This window comes from Azospirillum sp. A1-3, assembly GCF_023806445.1.
GTDB lineage: Bacteria > Pseudomonadota > Alphaproteobacteria > Azospirillales > Azospirillaceae > Azospirillum.
On sequence record NZ_JAMSLU010000001.1, the window covers coordinates 18,971 to 36,279 of the forward strand.

Annotated in this window: 14 protein-coding genes; 4 read left to right on the plus strand and 10 right to left on the minus strand. The window is 72.2% G+C overall.

Translation table 11 applies throughout. The features are described 5' to 3' along the window. Positions 1-90: 90 nt before the first annotated feature. Together M5E06_RS00080 and M5E06_RS36020 are read left to right on the plus strand one after the other, a co-directional pair. Positions 91-1,662, plus strand: a complete 1,572-nt coding sequence (locus tag M5E06_RS00080; RefSeq protein ID WP_252136713.1) for an adenosine deaminase family protein — start codon at positions 91-93, stop codon at positions 1,660-1,662. 55 nt (positions 1,663-1,717) lie between these two features. Then, the gene (locus M5E06_RS36020) at positions 1,718-2,023 is read left to right on the plus strand and encodes a hypothetical protein (RefSeq protein ID WP_502801950.1); all 306 of its coding nucleotides are present in this window, start codon (positions 1,718-1,720) and stop codon (positions 2,021-2,023) included. Positions 2,024-2,617: 594 nt separating this feature from the next. Here the strand turns inward: M5E06_RS36020 and tagF are convergent. The 8 genes from tagF to M5E06_RS00120 form a co-directional block, all read right to left on the minus strand. Then, entirely contained in the window at positions 2,618-3,307 is a 690-nt protein-coding gene (gene tagF, locus M5E06_RS00085) for a type VI secretion system-associated protein TagF (protein ID WP_252136714.1), read from the minus strand. After that, complete coding sequence (tssM, locus tag M5E06_RS00090; RefSeq protein WP_252136715.1) at positions 3,304-5,388, minus strand: type VI secretion system membrane subunit TssM; 2,085 nt, start codon at positions 5,386-5,388, stop codon at positions 3,304-3,306. Before tssM ends, tagF begins: the two co-directional genes overlap by 4 nt. A gap of 10 nt (positions 5,389-5,398) precedes the next feature. Then, positions 5,399-6,643 carry a type IVB secretion system protein IcmH/DotU gene (gene icmH / locus M5E06_RS00095; RefSeq protein WP_252136716.1) on the minus strand — a complete coding sequence of 415 codons (1,245 nt, stop codon included), beginning with the start codon at positions 6,641-6,643 and terminating at the stop codon, positions 5,399-5,401. A gap of 220 nt (positions 6,644-6,863) precedes the next feature. Next, positions 6,864-9,266, minus strand: a complete 2,403-nt coding sequence (locus M5E06_RS00100) for a transglycosylase domain-containing protein (RefSeq protein WP_252136717.1) — start codon at positions 9,264-9,266, stop codon at positions 6,864-6,866. A 178-nt stretch (positions 9,267-9,444) separates the two neighbouring features. Beyond that, positions 9,445-10,677 (minus strand): BaiN/RdsA family NAD(P)/FAD-dependent oxidoreductase, encoded by a 1,233-nt coding sequence (locus tag M5E06_RS00105; RefSeq protein ID WP_353654310.1) that lies wholly within the window; start codon positions 10,675-10,677, stop codon positions 9,445-9,447. Positions 10,678-10,786: 109 nt separating this feature from the next. Further along, a complete protein-coding gene (locus tag M5E06_RS00110) occupies positions 10,787-11,056 on the minus strand; it encodes a hypothetical protein (protein WP_085087355.1) in 270 nt (89 codons plus the stop codon). A gap of 240 nt (positions 11,057-11,296) precedes the next feature. Beyond that, positions 11,297-12,343: an SH3 domain-containing protein gene (locus M5E06_RS00115; RefSeq protein WP_502801951.1), complete on the minus strand. Its 1,047-nt coding sequence runs from the start codon at positions 12,341-12,343 to the stop codon at positions 11,297-11,299. A gap of 11 nt (positions 12,344-12,354) precedes the next feature. Further along, positions 12,355-13,551, minus strand: coding sequence for a hypothetical protein (locus tag M5E06_RS00120; RefSeq protein WP_252138551.1), 1,197 nt, complete (start codon positions 13,549-13,551; stop codon positions 12,355-12,357). 257 nt (positions 13,552-13,808) lie between these two features. Between M5E06_RS00120 and M5E06_RS00125 the strand changes: the two genes are divergently transcribed. Further along, on the plus strand, positions 13,809-14,132 hold the full coding sequence (locus M5E06_RS00125) for a ribbon-helix-helix domain-containing protein (protein ID WP_109076016.1): 324 nt from the start codon (positions 13,809-13,811) through the stop codon (positions 14,130-14,132). Between the two features lie 45 nt (positions 14,133-14,177). On the opposite strand, the gene M5E06_RS00130 is transcribed toward M5E06_RS00125, so the two are convergent. Both M5E06_RS00130 and M5E06_RS00135 read right to left on the minus strand, forming a co-directional pair. Then, a complete protein-coding gene (locus M5E06_RS00130) occupies positions 14,178-15,056 on the minus strand; it encodes a TIGR01459 family HAD-type hydrolase (RefSeq protein WP_252136719.1) in 879 nt (292 codons plus the stop codon). Positions 15,057-15,127: 71 nt separating this feature from the next. Further along, entirely contained in the window at positions 15,128-16,378 is a 1,251-nt protein-coding gene (locus M5E06_RS00135; RefSeq protein ID WP_252136720.1) for a glycosyltransferase family 4 protein, read from the minus strand. A 116-nt stretch (positions 16,379-16,494) separates the two neighbouring features. On the opposite strand from M5E06_RS00135, the gene M5E06_RS00140 reads away from it, so the two are divergent. Beyond that, complete coding sequence (locus M5E06_RS00140) at positions 16,495-17,289, plus strand: alpha/beta hydrolase family protein (RefSeq protein ID WP_252136721.1); 795 nt, start codon at positions 16,495-16,497, stop codon at positions 17,287-17,289. Positions 17,290-17,309: the final 20 nt, after the last annotated feature.

Genomic DNA, 17,309 nt, shown 5'->3' on the forward strand with positions numbered 1-17,309 from the left:
GATCCGCAACCGTCCACCGGGCTGGGTCATTGCGCACACGCGATTATCACGGCATGCATACCCGCAAAAGGAGAATAAGGAGTTGGGTGCATGTCGGACACGGGAATGATCGGGCGCGTGAAGGGCGGCGTGAAGGGTGCGCTGGCGGCGACTCTGCTGCTGGCGGGCTGCGCCACGGCGGAAATGGGCGGCGCCGCAGGGGGCGATGCCGCGGGGACGGCGGCGGCGCGGCGGTTCGAGGCGGTGCGGACCAGCCCGCCGGAACTGCGCGCGTTCCTCTACCGCATGCCCAAGGGGGCGGACCTGCACAGCCACCTGACCGGTGCGGTCTATGCCGAGAGCTACATGCGGATGGCGGCGGATGCCGGGCTGTGCTTCGACGTCAAGGCCAACACGCTGGTGGCGCCGACGGCGCAGGCGCCCTGCGACGCCAAGGCCGGGCGGCCGGGTGCCGCGGCGGTGACCGCCGACAGCGTGCTGTATCCGGTGGCGCTGGACGCGCTGTCGACACGCGACGCGCTGCCGGTCTCCGGCTACAGCCTGCACGACCAGTTCTTCGCCACCTTCGGGCGGTTCCGTGCCGCTGCCTCCTCGACCCCCTCCTCCACCGGCGATCTGCTGGCCGAGGTGGTGGACCGCGCCGGCCGCCAGGGTGAGCGCCATGTCGAGCTGATGGTGTCCTTCGGCACCGGCCCGGCCGTCGCCATCGGCAAGGCATTCCCCTGGACCCCGCAGGCGGCGGCCGACCTGACGGGCACTGGCGACCGGCTGATCGCCGCCGGCCTGCCGGCGCTGGTCGCCCCGGCGCGGCAGGAGATCGACGCAGCCGAGGCGCGGATGCGCTCCGTCCTGGGTTGCGGCACGCCGGCGGCGCGTCCGGGCTGCGCGGTGTCGGTGCGCTACCTCCAGCAGGTGGCGCGCACGCAGGCGTCGGGGCCGGTCTTCGCCACCACCCTGTTCAACGCCCTGCTGGAAGCGCAGGAGCCGCGAATCGTTGGCCTGAACTTCGTGGCGCCGGAGGACAATCCGGTGGCGCTGAACGACTACGACCTGCACATGCGCATGGTGGCGGAGGCGGTACGGCGCCATCCCGGCACCAACATCGCGTTGCATGCCGGGGAGCTGACGCTTGGCCTCGTCCCGCCGGAGCGGCTGCGCGACCACATCCGCAAGGCGGTGGAGATTGCCGGGGCCAAGCGCATCGGCCATGGCGTCGACGTGATGTATGAGGAGGATCCCCAGGGCCTGCTGCGGACGATGGCCGGGCGCAAGGTGGCGGTGGAGATCAACCTGACCAGCAACGACAAGATCCTGGGCGTCAGCGGCCGGAACCACCCGCTGCCGGTCTATCGCGCCGCAGGCGTGCCGGTGGTGCTGTCCACCGACGATGAAGGCGTCAGCAGGATCGACCTGACCAACGAGCTGCAGCGCGCGGTCAAGGAGTTCGGGCTGGGCTATGCCGATCTGGTCGGGCTGGCGCGCGCCAGCCTGGAGCACAGCTTCCTGCCCGGCGACAGCCTGTGGTCGGCTCCCGGCTGCACGCCGCCGATCCGCGAGGACGCCTGCCGCGCGGTGACGGAGCGCAGCGAGAAGGCGCGGGTGCAATGGGGGCTGGAAGAGGCGCTGGCCCGCTTCGACCGCGAGATGGCGGAGGTGCGGTAACGCCTGGCCGGACACCCGCCCGCTGCGACAGGACGCGGCGGGCGGGTGTCGCGGGTTGGAACAGCGTGAAACAGACTCCGGCACCCTGTTCATCCGCTCAACGGAGCGGGCGACGGGGTGGAGAGCGGCGCTGCAGGCCGGCGCCAAGCCATTGGCGATGCACGAGATTTTCGTCGCCCGCCTGTGGCCGGGCCGCCGTCGGAGCCCGGCGATGGCGCAACAGATGGAACAGCGGAGCGGCTGGGCGGTGTTGCAGCGCCGCTCGCCCGGCGGCCGGCAAGGCAAGAGGTTATGGGGCCGTAATGCCGGGGGCGATGGGCTGTTCGGCATCAGCGATTACCACAACGAGATGACTCAATGAGGCCGGAGCGTTTCGGCTCCGGGGTACTGGCTCTACGGAGCAGCGTCAGAGGTTCTCTGCCTCGTGCTTCAATGAGGCCGGAGTGTTTTGCTCCGGAATACGCCTGAGCTGGTGCGGCTGGCCGGCGGCGAGCGCATCTGGCTTCAATGAGGCCGGAGCATTTCCGCTCCGGATTACTCTGGCGCGCTGCCATCGCTTGGCAACACGTTTCAGGGCTTCAATGAGGCCGGAGCATTTCCGCTCCGGATTACCGACATTCAGGCGGCACGTGCGGCCGATCCGTCGTTGCTTCAATGAGGCCGGAGCATTTCCGCTCCGGATTACAGCCCCGCCCTCAAACCGTTCAAAGTCCACAGCGATTCGCCCTGGAATCGAGCGGTGAGGGACTCTGTCGGCTCGGTCAGGTTTTTGGGTCCGTTTTCATTCTGAACGATGTCAAAGATCCCAGGGAAAACAACGGCTCCGCCCTTGCGAGCGGTGACGGGGGTTTCGCCTGTGCCGGACCGCTCGCGGCGGCGGGGCGGCAGTGGGAAGGATAGCATGGGGTGGGGGGCAATGCCATCGCAGGGGGGCTGGCCGCCCTCTGTGTTCCCCCTACTCCTCCCCGGTGTTCTCCCAGCCCCAGCGGGTCCAGGCGCCGTCGAGGAAGGCGGTCGGGCGGGGGGCGGCGGGGAGGCCGGGGCAGGACAGCAGGGACGGCGCGATGCGGCCGGCGCCGCGGGTCCACCACAGGCTGGCATCCGCGGGCAAGGGACCGGACAGGCGGCCGAGCAAGGCGCGGGTGGCGGCGCCGACGCGCTCCGGCTCGGGACGGCCGAGGATGGCGAGGCGGGCCGGCAGTCCCTCGACATCGGCACCGGCGCGGCAGGCATCGGCGGCCAGCGCCTCGGCCCGGCTCAGCCACGCGGCGCAGGCGGCGGGGGCGTCGGCGATGTCGAAGCCGGCGGGCAGGCCGGCGGCGATGGTGAAGGGATAGGGACGGCCGACGCGGTCGGCGCTGGACATCCACACGCCGATCAGCGGGGTGGCGCCGCACAGGCCGGCCGACAGGGCGAAGCGCCAGACCGGGGCCTGGGCGAACAGCGACTCCCACTCGGCGCCGAGCTGGCTGGCGGCCTCGCCCAGCGCCGCCGACAGCCAGTGGTCCCATGGGCCGAGCACGGCCGGCGGCAGACCGAGGCCGACGAAATCGCCGCGCACCGGGACCTTGCCGTGGAAGCCCATCACCGGATCGGCGCCCACCCCGGCGGCAAGGCCGCGCGGCGTGCCGAAGGATCCCATCATGGCAGGGCGGCCCGGCTGGGCTGGGCTGACTGTGGGGGCGTCTGCGATTCGGCGAGCACCTCCTCGACGCGGGCGACCAGTGCCTCGTCGGGCGGGACCGGGGCGAAGCCGACGGCGAACAGCGCGGCCAGATGGTCGCCGAGGGCGCGGCGCGCCGTCTCGTTGGCAGGGCCGGGAAGCGTGCGCTGCCAGTCGAGCGCCAGCCATTCCGCCAGGGCGCCGGCATCCATCGGTTCGGCCCCGCCGACCATGCGGTAAAGGCGCAGGGTCCGGCGCAGCTGGTCGGGCAAGGCCCAGTCGGCGCGCAGCCGCTCCTCCAGCCGCAGGGCGATGCGGGCGAGGAACTGGCTGCGCAGGGCGCGGCTGTAGGCCTCCCGCGCCGGGACGGCGATGCGGGCGCCCTGGTAGAGGCCGCCGGCAAGCGCCGGATCGGCCCAACTTTGAGCATCCTCGAAGGCGTGTGGCAGGGCGCGCAGGGCGTCCAGCGCCGGCAGGATCGCCGCCGGGTCGGCATCGTCCACCCGCGTCAGCGCGCGCGGCGGCGTGTCGAGCGGGCGCAGCGCCGCCTCCACCGCCGCGGCCCCGGCGTCGGCGCGGTCGAGCAGGGCGGCGTTGCCCCGCGCGCTGACCAGCCACCAGCCGCCAAGGACGGCACCCAGCAGCAGGGCGGCGGCGGCGGACAGGGCGTTGCGGCGGCGGCGGGTGCGCTCCACCACGCGGTCGACCTGGGCGAGATTGGCCTCCGGAAAGACGATGTCGGGCAGCAGCCGGTCGAGGAAATAGGTGGAGGCCGGGCCGTCGGCCTCCGGCTCCAGCAGGCCGAGCGGGCCGCCGGTCTGGGTGGCGCTGGTCAGGTAGAGGCCGCGCAGGCGCGGCGTCTCCTCGCCCTGTTCGGAGCCGAAGACGGTGTCGACGATGTCGGCCAGCGCCGGCTCCAGCTCCGCCACCCGCAGCGGCAGGGAGAAGGCGTCGCTGCGGCGGCGGATGTCGGGCTCCTGGTGCAGCCGGTCGAGCAGCCGCTCGTCCAGCCGCCGCACCAGACCGGCATAGAGATCGCGGAAGGCGGAAAGTGGACCGCTTTCCGGTTCGGCGGCCGGCAGGGTCAGGCCCCAGATCTGGCTGCGCGCCTCGCGGTCCAGCGGATCGAAGAAGGTGGCGAAGCCGTCGAGCAGGTCGGCCTTGGTCAGCAGCAGATAGACCGGCAGCCGGACGCCCAGCTGCACCCGCAGCTCGTTCAGGCGCTGGCGGATCAGGATGGCGTGATTGCGGCGCTCGGCATCGGTCCAGCCGGTCAGCTCGGGAATGCTGACGGTCAGCAGGACGCCGTTGGCGGGCTGGCGCGGGCGATGCTCCTTCAAGAGGTCGAGCAGGCCGGACCACACCCGGCCGTCCACCGCGCGCCGGCTGTCCTGGGTGGTGTAGCGGCCGGCGGTGTCGATCAGCACGGCGCGGTCGGTGAACCACCAGTCGCAGTTGCGGGTGCCGGCCAGACCGGCCAGCGGCCCGGTGACGGTGCCGTTGAGCAGCGGGGTGGCGAGGCCGGTGTTGGCCAGCGCGGTGGTCTTGCCCGAACCGGGGGCGCCGATCACCAGATACCAGGGCAGCTGGTAGAGATAGCGCCCGCCCCGCCGCTTGCGCAGCTGGGCCAGCACGGCGTCGAGGCGCTTGCGCACCACGCCGATCTCCTCCAGCGAGGCCTTCAGTTCCGGGTCGCGGCCGGCGGCCAGCGCCTCCAGCAGGCGGGCGTTGGCGGCGCGCTCGCGGCCGTCGATGCGGCGGTTGACGGCGATCCACACCGCCAGCGCCAGGACCAGCGGCAGCAGGCGGACGCTCCAGTCGGCCTGGATGGTCGGCAGCAGGTGGGGGGCGTAGGCGGCGGCCAGACGCGGCAGCAGCAGCCAGCCGGCCAGCCCCAGCGCCAGCGCGCCCGCCAGCGAGGTCGCCCAGCGGGCGCGGGCGGAGCGGTGGGGAGAGGGAGTGGCGGCGGGCTTGCGGCGCCTGCCCGTCATCTTCGTCACAGTCTTCTTCGCCGCCTTCTTCGCCGGAGTGGCGCCAGCCTTCTTGGGACGGGGATCGGCCATGGCGGGCGCCCTATTGCGGATAGAGGCGGATGTCAATCCGCCGGTTGGCGTCGCGCCCGGCGGGCGTGTCGTTCAGCGCGACCGGCTCCTGGTCGCCATGGCCCTCGGCCGACAGGCGGGCGGGGGCGATCGTGTGCTCCAGCAGCTTGCGCACGGCTTCGGCGCGGGCGTCGGTCAGGGATTGCGCGGTGGCGAGGCGGCCGGCCGGCGGGGTCTGGTCGTCGGTGTGGGCGACCACCAGGACGCCGCCGGACTCGGTCGCCAGGGTCTGGCCCACCCGCTCGACGATGGCGCGGTGGCGGGCCTTCACCGCGTCGCTGCCGGTGGCGAACATGGCGGCGGCCGGAATACGGACGACCAGGGCGCCATCCTCCCCCGCCAGCACCTCGACGGAGCCGGTGCGGATCTCCGGGGCGAGTTGGCCGGTAATGCGGGCGATCAGCGCCGGGCCGGCGGTGGGCGGCGGCGGCGGGACCAGCCGGGCGATCTCGATCGGCCGGTCGGGCAGCAAGGCGGCGATGCGGGCGGCCACCGGCTCCGCTTGCCGGTCGAGGGTGCCGGCGAGATGGACATAGAGGCCGGACAGGCCCAGCGCCACCGCCGCCCAGATGAGCCAGCCGGGCAAGCCGCCGCCCAGCCGGTTGCCGATAGGCCGGAACGGCTCCGCCACCCCGGTCCAGGCGGGAGACAGCTCCGCCGGCACGTCGCCGCGGGCGCGGCGCAGGATGCGGTACAGCTCGTCACGCAGGCGGGCGAGGTCGTGGGCGCCGCCGGGCTTGTCGCGGAAGCGGCCTTCGAAGCCGAGCGACAGGCAGGCGTAGAACAGCTCCAGCGCATGGCGGTGGCGGCGCGGATCGCACAGCATGCCGTCGAGCAGGTCGAAGAAGCGCACTCCGGCACCGGGCTCGGCCACCGCCGCCCCGCCATGGCCGGCGGCGCGGGCGACGTCGTCCAGCGTGGCGGCCAGCGCGATGCGGGCGGCGCGGATGTCGTCGGGGTCGAGGCCGGCGCCGGCGGCGGCGCGGTCGAACCGCTCCAGCGCCGCGGCGGCGGCGGCGCGCGGCGGGTCGGTCAGGGCGCGGTCGCGCAAGGAGGTGGCGAGCGCCAGCACCGGGGCTGCGACGCTGAGCAGCGGGTTGAGGGCGTCGCGGGGGCGGGCGGGCGGAGCGGCGAGCGGAGTTGGGGTGTCGGCAGCCGGCGGGGGCGCGGCCTCCGCCAGCAGTTCCGCTCCGTCCAGTCCATCGTCCGCCTGCATGTGTCATCCGCCGTGGGGAAAGTCGGGGGGAGGTATAGCAGGGTCGGGGCGGTGGGGGGAACCTGGGGGTGGGGTGGTGGATGTGGGGGCCCCCTCCCTAACCCTCCCCCGCTTCGCGGGAGAGGGAACTCCGCCGCTCCTTTGTGTGACCTCCGCAAGCGTACTGCCCCCTCTCCCGCGAAGCGGGGGAGGGATGGGGAGGGGGCACCCGACACTCCCCCTACCGCACCCCGCTGTTGCTGTAGTCGTGCTGCACCTTCGGCGCGGCGCCGGAGCTGCCGGCGATCTTTTCGATCAGCGAGCCGATGGCGCCGCCGGGCGACGCGTCGGCCGAGGCCATCGGGACGCCGTTCGGCATCGCGCTTCCCGGCGGCGGGGTCCAGGCGGGGGCGCCGTCCAGGCCGGGGAGCGGGCGGGCGGGCTTGCCGGCATGGGCGTCCAACATGAACTCGCGCCACAGCTTGGCCGGCAGGGTGCCGCCGGTGACCTTCTTCATGGCGTCGTTGTTGTCGTTGCCGAGCCAGACACCGGCGACCAGATCGGCGGTGAAGCCGACGAACCAGGCGTCGTGATAGTCCTGGGTGGTGCCGGACTTGGCCGCCGCCGGGCGGTTCAGCCGGGCGCTGCGGCCGGTGCCGTAGTCGAGCACGCCGCTCATCATCCGGGCGAGCTGAACCGCGTGGGCGGGGTCGACCACCGGCGCGCCGCCGCCGCCCTGGCGCCGGTAAAGCACGGCGCCGTCGCGGCTCTTGATCTCGGTGATGGCATAGGCCCAGACGGGGACGCCGCGGTTGGCGATGCCGGCATAGGCGCGCACCAGCTCCAGCGGCGTCACCTCGCTGGTGCCGAGCGCCAGCGACAGGTCGCGGGTCAGCGGCGAGGAGATGCCGAGGTCGGACGCGATCCGCCGCACCCGGTCGGTGCCGACCCGGTCGATCAGCCGCGCCGTCGCGGTGTTGGAGGAATGGGCCAGCGCCGAGGCCAGCGTGATGCTGCCACGGTACTTGCCGTCGTAATTGCCGGGACTCCAGTTGCCGAGCTGGACCGGGGCGTCGTCGATCAGGCTGTCGGGGGTCCAGCCGGTTTCCAGCGCCGCCAGATAGACGAAGGGCTTGAAGGCCGAGCCCGGCTGGCGCAGCGCCTGGGTGGCGCGGTTGAACTCGCTGCTGTCGTAATCGCGGCCGCCGACCAGCGCGCGCACGGCGCCGTCGGGGCTCATGGCGACCAGCGCGCCCTGGCGGACGTTGGCGGCGGCACCGGGGCCGGCGAGCAGAGCCTCCATCCGCTGTTCGGCGGCGCGCTGCATCCGCAGGTCCAGCGTGGTGCGGACGATGACGTCGCCATGGTCGGGACCGGCGAAGCCCGGCACCAGATCGGTCACCCAGTCGGCGAAATAGCGGCCATCGCCGCCGGGCCTGCGCCTGGGCGAGGGCTTGGCGGTGCGGGCGGCATCATACTGCGCCTGGGTGAGGTAGCCGGCGTCGAGCATCGCCGCCATTACCACCCGCGCCCGCTCCGCCGACTCATCGGGGTTGGAGCTGGGGGCGTAGCGCGACGGCGCCTTCAGCAGGCCGGCGAGGACGGCCGATTCGCGGATGTCGACCTCGGTCGCCGGCTTGCCGAAATAGGTGCGGGCGGCGGCGTCCACCCCGAAGGTGCCGGCGCCGAGATAGACGCGGTTCAGATAGGCGGTGAGGATCTGGTCCTTGGTGAAGCGGCTCTCCAGCCACAGCGCCAGCATCGCCTCCTGGATCTTGCGTTTCAGCGACTTCTCGGGCGTCAGGAACAGGTTCTTGGCAAGCTGCTGGGTGATGGTGGAGCCGCCCTGCACCGCCCGGCCGGAGCGCCAGTTGACATAGACGGCGCGGGCCAGACCCAGCGGGTCGATGCCGAAATGGCTGTAGAAGCGGCGGTCCTCGATCGCCAGCACGGCGTCGACCAGATGCGGCGGCAGATCCTTCACGCTCAGCGTCGTGCCCTGCAGGTCGCCGAAGCGGGCGAACTCGCTGCCGTCGGCGGCCAGGACGGTGATCGAGGCGCGGCGTTCGAACTGCGCCACCTTGGAGATGTCCGGCAGGTCGAGCGCGAACCAAGCCAGCACCGCGCCAAGCCCGATGCCGCACCAGATGGCGGCGACGAGGCCCCACTGGACAAGCTGCTTCATCCAGCCGCTGCCCTTGCGGGGTGGCTGCGGCGCCCGGCCGGGGCGACCGGCGGGCGGAGACGGCGGCTGCGGCGGCTGGGAACCGCCGGATCGGGGGGCGGACGGCTTGGACGCTCTTATTTTGGGCAAGGAGATCCTTGGCAGAGTGAAGGATGGCAGCGTGAAGGATGGCAAGCCACGGCGGCGCGGCCGGCGGGGCTGCTTGTAGGGCGTCGGCGGTGGGGCGGCGGAGGGGGGCGGCTGCCTGCGGCGCGGCTTGCCCTGGCCGAGCCTCTGGCCAAGGGTGGCCAGCCGGTCGCGGGCGATCTCGAACGCCTTGGCGGCCAGCGTACGGGCGACCTCGCCCGCCGTCAGCCGGTCGAGCGGCGACGGGGCTTCGCGGGTGCGGACCGGGCGGGGGCCGGCGTAGAGCTGGCCCGTCCTCTGGTCCCTTTGGTGGTCGGGTCGGTCGGCGGTCACGGGCGCGCTCGCTGAAGCCCCATCGGGTCGATGCGGTGAGTGCGGGAAACGTTCCCGCTTCGGTCCTCATACGCCTACATCCGCGCCGCCGGAAGACCGGTGGCGGGCCGACGATTATTTGTCTCCCGACCGTGGCGAAAGGATGACGCTATCCGAAATTGCGGGGGGGGTGCCGGTCTCACTCGGGGGAGGGAGCCAGCCGTCCCAGCCACTCCACCATCCCCTTGCCGGCCGCCACGCCCATGGCGAAGCAGCCCTGCAGCAGATAGCCGCCGGTCGGCGCCTCCCAGTCCAGCATCTCGCCGGCCAGGAACAGGCCGGGGCGGCGGGTCAGCATCAGCCGGTCGTCCAGTTCCGACAAACGGACGCCGCCGGCGCTGGAGATCGCGCGCTCGATGGGGCGGACGCCGGTCAGCACCACCGACAGCCCCTTGATCTGACGGGCCAGCGCCACCGGATCGGTCAGGTCGGCGGCTGGGGCGAACTCGCGCAGCAGGGCGGCGCGCGGGCCGGTCAGCGACAGCGACTTCTTCAGGAAGGTGGACAGCGACTCGGCACCGCGGCGGCGCAGGCGCTTGACCAGCTCGGCCTCGGCCATGTCCGGCAGCAGGTCCAGCGTCAGGGTCGCCCAGCCCTCCTTGGTGATGGCGTCGCGCAAGGGGGCGCTCAGGGCGTAGACGGCGCCGCCCTCGATCCCGGTCTCGGTGATGACGAACTCGCCCTTCAGGCGGCGGCCGGCAGCAGACAGTCCGACGCTCTTCACCGGCTGGCCGGCGAAGCGGTCGCGCAGGTGATCGGACCAGGGCACCTCGAAGCCCATGTTGGACGGCACCAGTGGCGCCACCTCCACCCTCAACCCCTCCAGCAGCGGGACCCAGCCGCCGTCCGACCCGGTGCGCGGCCAGCTCGCCCCGCCCAGCGCCAGCAGCGTGGCGCGCGGGGCGACGGTGACGACGTCCTCTCCAGTGCGGAAGGCCAGAGCGCCGGTGTCGTCCCAGCCGGTCCAGCGGTGGCGGCTGTGCAGGGTGACGCCCAGCCCGTCCAGCCGCCGCAGCCAGGCGCGGACCAGGGTGGAGGCCTTCATCTGCACCGGGAAGACGCGGCCGCTGCTGCCGACGAAGGTCTCGATGCCCAGCCCGGCGGCCCAGCCGCGCAGGTCGTCCGGCGAGAAGCCGGCCAGCAGGCGGCGGAACAGCGGCTCGGCGGCGCCATAGCGGGGGAGGAAGCGGTCGAGCGGTTCGGAATGGGTCAGGTTCAGCCCGCCGCGCCCGGCCAGCAGCAGCTTGCGCGCCGGGGTCGGCGTGTGGTCGAACACGGCGACCCGCAGGCCGGCGGTCGCGGCGATCTCCGCCGCCATCAACCCGGCGGGGCCGGCGCCGATGATCGCCACGTCTGGGGTGGGATGGAGCACGGATGTGGGCTTTCACAAAAAGGATTTGCCCCCGCCGTTCCCATGCAGCGCGGGGAAGGGCGGGGGCATTCTCGTCCCGATCTCAGGTCCTAGGGACAGTCCCCTGGGGTCAGTCCTCGTAGTCGTCCTGGTCCTGCGATACTTCCTCGGCCAGATCGGCGGCGAGGTCGGCGAAATAGCCGGCGTCGACGTCCAGGCCGTTCTCCTCGCAGATGCGCATGAAGATGCGGTAGGCGTGCAGGATGGCGACGTCGAGGACGACGAGGTCCCCTTCCTCGCTGTGGCGGTCGGCGACGTCCCGCTCCTGAAGGGTGGCGACGATGTCGTGCGCGGCGGCCTGCAGGACCGCGTCCATGGCTTGTTTGTGTTGGGTCGACATCGTGGTGATCCTTGTCCCGGTCGTGCTTCGCGCCCCCGCCCGGCCTGACCGGCGCCGCATGGCCGGCGGGGGTGGTCGAACCGTCGGACGGGGCGGGCTTGTCGGGCGCTCCGTTTGTCCGCGAAAGTTCGGCCTCCCCCTTGTTGTAGAATCCTTTTTCACGGCCGAACAAGCCCCTTCACGGGGGGCCGGGCCGCGTCCTTCCGGGTAGCCTCGTACCGGTTCCGCGGTCTCGCCCGTTCAGCGCCTGAGGGGCGCCAGCAGGGCGGCGCCGACATAGCCCAGCGCCTTGCCCTTCCGCCCGACCTTGTACCAGCCGCCGACGGCCTCCAGCACGGTGACGCGCTCGCCGGCGTCCAGCACGTCCAGCACCTTGGCGTCGCAGACCGGGGCGACACGCAGGTTGCCGGCGGCGCGCAGCCGGGCGACGGTTCCGCCGGGCAGGCGGGGGCGCTGCGCCCGCTCCGACAGGTCGTCGGGCAGGGCGCAGCCGCGGTCTTCCGGCTCGGCCTTGGCATAGCGGCCGGGCTTGGGCGGTGCCGTGGTGGCGGTGGTGGCGGTGCGGTTGGGGGCGGCTTCCGCCAGATATTCGCCGGCGACGTAGCCCTGCGGCTTCCCGTCCCGCCCGACCCGCTGCCAGCCGTCGACGGGCGGGCCGAAGGCCGTCACCTGCTCGCCCTTCTCCACCGTATCGAGGACCCGGCCATCGGCGTCCGGTGTCGCCCGCAGGTAGATGCCGGCGGTGGCCGTCACGCTGCGCCGCGCCGGAGCGGCCGCAGGCGGTTTGGCGGTTGGCTTTGCGGGCGGCTCCAGGGTGATCGGCTTTTCGGCGACCGTCTTTTCAGCCGTCGCTGCGGGGGGCGGCGGGAGCGCCACGTCGCCCGGCGGATTGATCGGCGGCTTCACGGGCGGCAGGGGCGGAAGCGCGACAGCCGGTAGCGCTTCGGCGGGTTTGGCGTCGGGCGGTTTCACCACGGCGGGCGGTGTCGGCGCCCGGCCGGCGGTGGGCCCGGCCGGGGCGGGGCGTGGATCCGGTGGCGACAGCGGGGCCGGCGCTTCCGGCGGATGCTCCCAGACCACGCCCGGGGTCAGCGGTGGGGAAAGGAGCTGCGTCGGCGTCAGCCGGGGGAGGGCGACGATGGGGGCGGCGGCAGGGGTCAGCCGGTCGGCCGGCGTATTGGCCGGCGTTTCGGCCAGCGCGCCGGCCAGGGAGCCGGCCGTGCAGGCGCTCAGCAGCAGGGCGGACGCCGCGAACCGCAGGGTGGAGTTCCGCCGCACTCGGCCCATCGCCTCCCCCCTCAATCGAGCGTGATGCGGGCGATCAGCGTCGGCAGCGTCTGGCAGCGCAGAAGCCCGTCGAGCGTCCGGTGCTCGGCCAGCCGCAGCGTCAGGGCGCAGCCGAAGGAGTTCACCGCCAGTTCGGTCTGCGCCAGGGTGCCGACGATGCTGGACGGCCGGGCGATGCTGTAGCCGGGCGCCCCCAGCTTGCCGGCCAGCGCGCCGTTGACCGGGCTGAAGCCGTCGATCTCCAGCGTCATCGGCCCCAGATTCTGCACCACCACCTCGGAACTGGGATCCTCCTTGGTGGCGTAGAGCTGGACCGGAACGGCGCGGTGGCGGGCGATCCAGTCCTTCAGCGCCAGATTGGCGACCACCGGATCGCGGCTCTGCAGCGCAACGTCCATCGCCGTCTGGCGCAATGCCGGATCGTTGCCGCCCAACGCCGCTTCGAAGGCGGCCAGCCGCGCGGCGCGGTCGGGACCGGACAGCTTGCCGCGCAGGTCGGCGACCTGGGCGATGCGCGCCTCGACCGCCCGCCGTTCGGTTTCCGCGCGGGCGGCTTCGGCCTTGGCCGCGGCGGTCTGCTGGGCCAGCCGTTCCTCCTCCCGCCGGCGGCGTTCGGTATCCTCGGCCAGCCGCTGCGCCGCGTCGCGATCCAACTGCTCGCGCAGGCTCTTTGCTTCCGGCGTGCCGAGAACGACCGTGCGGCCGGGCAATTCGGCGGCCGGCTTGCCGATGCCGTCGAGCAGGCCGGGGCTCTGCGGCGTCAGTGCGACGGTCCAGCCGCCGGGCCCGTGGCTGGCGAGCGCCGTCGCGACCCAGCGCTTGGTCAACCCGGCTTCGGCCGCCGGACGCAGGAAGGTCACCGGCCCCTCGCGGCTGTCCACCAGATAGGTCGGGCCGCCGAGCACCACCGTCGCGGTCACCCGCGCCGACATTCCGGTTTCCGGAGACGGCGGGGCGGCCAGCGGCTCCACGGTCAGCGCTTCGATGCGCCAGGGAGCCGGCAGCAGCGCCTCGATCCGGCTGCGGAGAAGGGAGTCCGGGATGGTCTCGGCGGGAACGGCTGTGGCGGGCCCGGTGGCATCGGCGGCCCAGGCGCTCGGTGTTGCCGGGGCGATCCAGGGGGCCCAGGGGGCCCAGGGGACCAGGAGCCCCATGGCGAACCCGGCTGCGATGCGGGCCGTGAATCGTCCGTTCTCCGGTCGCGTCATCGCCGATCCTTCCCCTTCTTCCGCCGTCCGGCACTGGTATAGCGAAGGTACAGGCCAAAGGAAGCGGCTTTTCCCCGCAATCTGCCGATCTGCGGTTGGATGCAATACCCGCCTGCGCTCGATTGTCGCGCCGATCCGCAGCCATGGGTCGAATTGAGCTTGGACGGCACACGCCGCTTGCAATATGGTCACACAAATGGATGTATTGCCCGCAACGAGAGATCGGGGCACGCAACGGATGGGGAACGGGGTTTCCGATGGGGGGAACGGGCGCGAGCAGGGGTAAGGAAGGACCGGGGCTGCTCTGCCGCAATGTCAAGGTAAGCGGTCGCCGTACCAGCCTGAGGATGGAGCCTTACATCTGGGACTCGCTGAAGGAAATCTGCGAGCGTGAAAGGCTGACGCTGAACGAAATCTGCACCCAGATCGACGAGCGGCGGGGCGAGGCCAATCTGACCGCCTCCATCCGCGTCTTCATCGTCAGCTATTACCGCACCGCGATCGGCAATCGCGGCTTTGCCGAAGACGGCCAGTCACCCCTGCTCGGCAAGGCGATGGACGACGCCGTTCCGCTGGATTGAGACGGGAACGCGGGCAGGACGCCTGCGCGCTCCCGTCTTGACGAATTACCAGCGCAGGCTGGGCACCGCGTAGGTGGGCATGTGCCCCGACGCATCGGCCAGAGCGCGCAAATTGGCCGGATCGACCGCGGCCCCCCAGGCGGCGCCCCCCAGTTCCTCCTGATGGATGCCGGCGGTGACCAGCGCCACGTCGATCCCGGCGGCATTGGCGCCGGCGACATCGGTGCGCAGGCTGTCGCCCACCGCCAGGATGCGGCTGCTGTCGGCGATTCCCAGCAGCTTGAAGCAGCGCTCGTAGACCGGGGCATGGGGCTTGCCGTGCTGGCGCACGTCGCCGCCCATCTGCTCGTAATGGGCGGCCAGCGTGCCGGCGCAGATCACCAGCATCGGCCCGACCATCACCACCAGATCGGGGTTGGCGCAGATCATCGGCAGGCCGGCGGCGAGGCAGGCGTCCAGCTGCGGCTGATAATCCGCCACCGTCTCGCCGAAGGTGACGATGCCGGTGTTGACGACGAAATCGGCCTCCTCCGGAGTCGCCGCGATCCGGTAGCCGAGCCCTTCATAGACGTCGGTGTCCCGCTCCGGCCCGATGTGGTAGAGCCGGCGGCCGAGGGCCGCGTGCCAGGGATCGTCGCGGTCGCGCAGCGCCTCGTAGGTCGCCTCGCCCGAGGTCATGACATGGTGGTAGCGCTCGCGCCCCAACCCCATGCCGTCCAGCTTTTCGATCACGCCGGTGGTGCGGCGGGGCGCGTTGGACAGCAGGCACAACGTCTTGCCGGCGGCGCGCATGCGGTCCAGGCAGTCGGGCACGCCGGGATAGGGCCGTTCGCCGTCATGCAGCACGCCCCACAGGTCCAGGATGAACCCGTCATACTGGTCGATGACTTCGGCGATGCCGGAAATCTGTCGGATGTCGGCCATGGTGTCCGGTCGGTTTGATGGAAGGGGTAAGGATCGGATCGCATCGATCGGATTGCATCGACAGGCCGATCTCAGCGTGGTTGCAGCAACTCCGCATAGACCGCCAGCGTGTCGGCGCACATGCGGTCCTTGGTGTAGCGGTCGGCGACGAAGGCGATGGCGCGGGCGCCGATGGCCTCGCGCTGCTCCGGGGTCAGCGACAGCGCCTCGTCCAGCGCACGGGCAAGAGCGTCGGGATCGTCCGGCGGCACCACCCAGGCGGTTTCGCCGGGGACGACGGTTTCCTGATAGGCGCCGATGGCCGAGACGATCACCGGCTTGCCCATCGCCTGCGCCTCCACGATCACCCGCCCGAAGGCTTCCGGCTCGCGCGAGGCGGAGACGACCACCGTCGACAACAGGTAGGCCGCGGCCATGTCGCTGCAATGGTCGGTCATCCGCACCACGCCGCGCAGGCCGGCATTGGCGATGCGGTTCTCCAACTCCTCCCGGTAGCCGGTGCGGCCCTGGTCGGAGCCGACCAGCAGGGCCAGCACGTCCTGGCGCCCCAGCTTGGCCAGCGCGTCGATCAGCACGGTCTGGCCCTTCCAGCGGGTCAGCCGGCCGGGCAGCAGGATCACCGGCCGGTCGTCCGGCAGGTTCCATTGCTTGGCGAGCGTCACCAGCCGCGTCGGGCTGACCCGGTCGGGGGCGAAGACGCCGCGGTCGATGCCGCGGTGGATGACGCGCACCCGCGCCGGATCGACCGGGTAGTTGCCCAGCACATGGTCGCGGATGAAGCCGGAGATGGCGATCACCCGCTCGCCCCGCGCCATCACCGAGTTGTACCAGCGCTTCAGCCGGCCGCCGACCGGACCCGTGCCGAAATTGTAGGGGGCGTGGAAGGTGGTCATGTAGCGGGCGCCGGTCTCCCGGCAGGCCAGCCACGCGCTCCAGGCCGGCGCGCGGGAGCGGGCGTGGACGATGTCCACCTTGTGCTCGCGGATGATGGCGGCCAGCCGGCGGGCATTGCGGCGGATAACCAGCGGGTTCTTGGAGGCCAGCGGCAGCGTCAGGTGGGTGATGCGGGCGCGGTCCAGTTCGCGCACCATCGGTCCGCCCTCCGACGCCACCAGCGGCTTGCCGCCGGCGGCCTGCAGGGCGAGCGCCATGTCGATGCAGCCGCGCTCCGCCCCGCCGGTGACCAGCGTCGGCACCACCTGCAGCACCGTCGGCGCCCGGCCGCCCGGCCAATGCTCCGGCCAGTTGGGGACAGGGGAGTCCTGATGGGCGTCCGCGTTGCGCAGGGACTGGTCGGTGGTAAGGTGGGGGTCGAAATCCATGATGCCGGCTGCTCGCAAGGGGCGGCCCGGAACCGGCCGCAGGCCCCGGCATGCCGGATCGCCGTCGAGCCCGGTGCCCGACCGCGTGCCGGTGTCCGTTTGTCGAAGGTGACCGTATGACCGAAACCGCAGCCCATCCGGGCGGCGCGCACCATAGCCTAAGGCGCGGTGCCGCGACCATAGCCTATCACCACACCCCTGCCGGCCCGTCCGGGCAGGGCAAGCCGGGCGTCATGTTTCTGGGCGGCTTCATGTCCGACATGACCGGCGGCAAGGCGACGACTTTGGAAGCCTGGGCGGTGGAACGCGGCCTGTCCTTCACCCGCTTCGACTATCAGGGCCACGGCGCTTCCAGCGGCCGCTTCGCCGACGGCACCATCGGCCTGTGGGCCGACGACGCGCTGGCGGTGCTGGACCAGGTGACGACGGGGCCGCAGATCCTGGTCGGATCCTCGATGGGCGGCTGGATGATGCTGCTGGCGGCGACGCGCCGGCCGGAGCGGGTGGCCGGGCTGGTCGGCATCGCCCCGGCCCCCGATTTCACCGAAGACCTGATGTGGGACATCTTCGATGCCGATGTCCGCCGGCAGATCATGGAGGAGGGCGTCTGGAACCGCCCGTCGGAGTACGGCCCTGAACCCCAGCCGATCACCCGCGCCCTGATCGAGGACGGCCGCAACCACCTTCTGCTGCGCGGCCCCATCGCCTTCGGCGGCCCCGTCCGCCTGCTGCACGGCCAGCGCGACCCCGACGTCCCCTGGCAGCTCAGCCTGCGCATCGCCGAGGCGCTGACCGGCGACGACGTCCGCGTCACGCTGGTGAAGGACGGCGACCACCGCCTGTCCCGTCCCCAGGATTTGGACCTGCTGTGCCGCACCGTCGGCGCGCTGGTGGATGAGATTGGCGGATGAAACTGGATCGGTTTAGCGCG

Bases quoted from the DNA above. Each gene is read 5' to 3' on its own strand.
- icmH (WP_252136716.1), bottom strand. From the start codon at position 6,643: ATGCAGGCGGACGATGGACTGGACGGAGCGGAACTGCTGGCGGAGGCC.
- M5E06_RS00135 (WP_252136720.1), bottom strand. From the start codon at position 16,378: ATGGATTTCGACCCCCACCTTACCACCGACCAGTCCCTGCGCAACGCG.
- M5E06_RS00125 (WP_109076016.1), top strand. From the start codon at position 13,809: ATGGGGGGAACGGGCGCGAGCAGGGGTAAGGAAGGACCGGGGCTGCTC.
- M5E06_RS00130 (WP_252136719.1), bottom strand. From the start codon at position 15,056: ATGGCCGACATCCGACAGATTTCCGGCATCGCCGAAGTCATCGACCAG.
- M5E06_RS00120 (WP_252138551.1), bottom strand. From the start codon at position 13,551: ATGACGCGACCGGAGAACGGACGATTCACGGCCCGCATCGCAGCCGGG.
- tagF (WP_252136714.1), bottom strand. From the start codon at position 3,307: ATGATGGGATCCTTCGGCACGCCGCGCGGCCTTGCCGCCGGGGTGGGC.
- M5E06_RS00080 (WP_252136713.1), top strand. From the start codon at position 91: ATGTCGGACACGGGAATGATCGGGCGCGTGAAGGGCGGCGTGAAGGGT.
- M5E06_RS00115 (WP_502801951.1), bottom strand. From the start codon at position 12,343: ATGGGCCGAGTGCGGCGGAACTCCACCCTGCGGTTCGCGGCGTCCGCC.
- M5E06_RS00110 (WP_085087355.1), bottom strand. From the start codon at position 11,056: ATGTCGACCCAACACAAACAAGCCATGGACGCGGTCCTGCAGGCCGCC.
- tssM (WP_252136715.1), bottom strand. From the start codon at position 5,388: ATGGCCGATCCCCGTCCCAAGAAGGCTGGCGCCACTCCGGCGAAGAAG.
- M5E06_RS00140 (WP_252136721.1), top strand. From the start codon at position 16,495: ATGACCGAAACCGCAGCCCATCCGGGCGGCGCGCACCATAGCCTAAGG.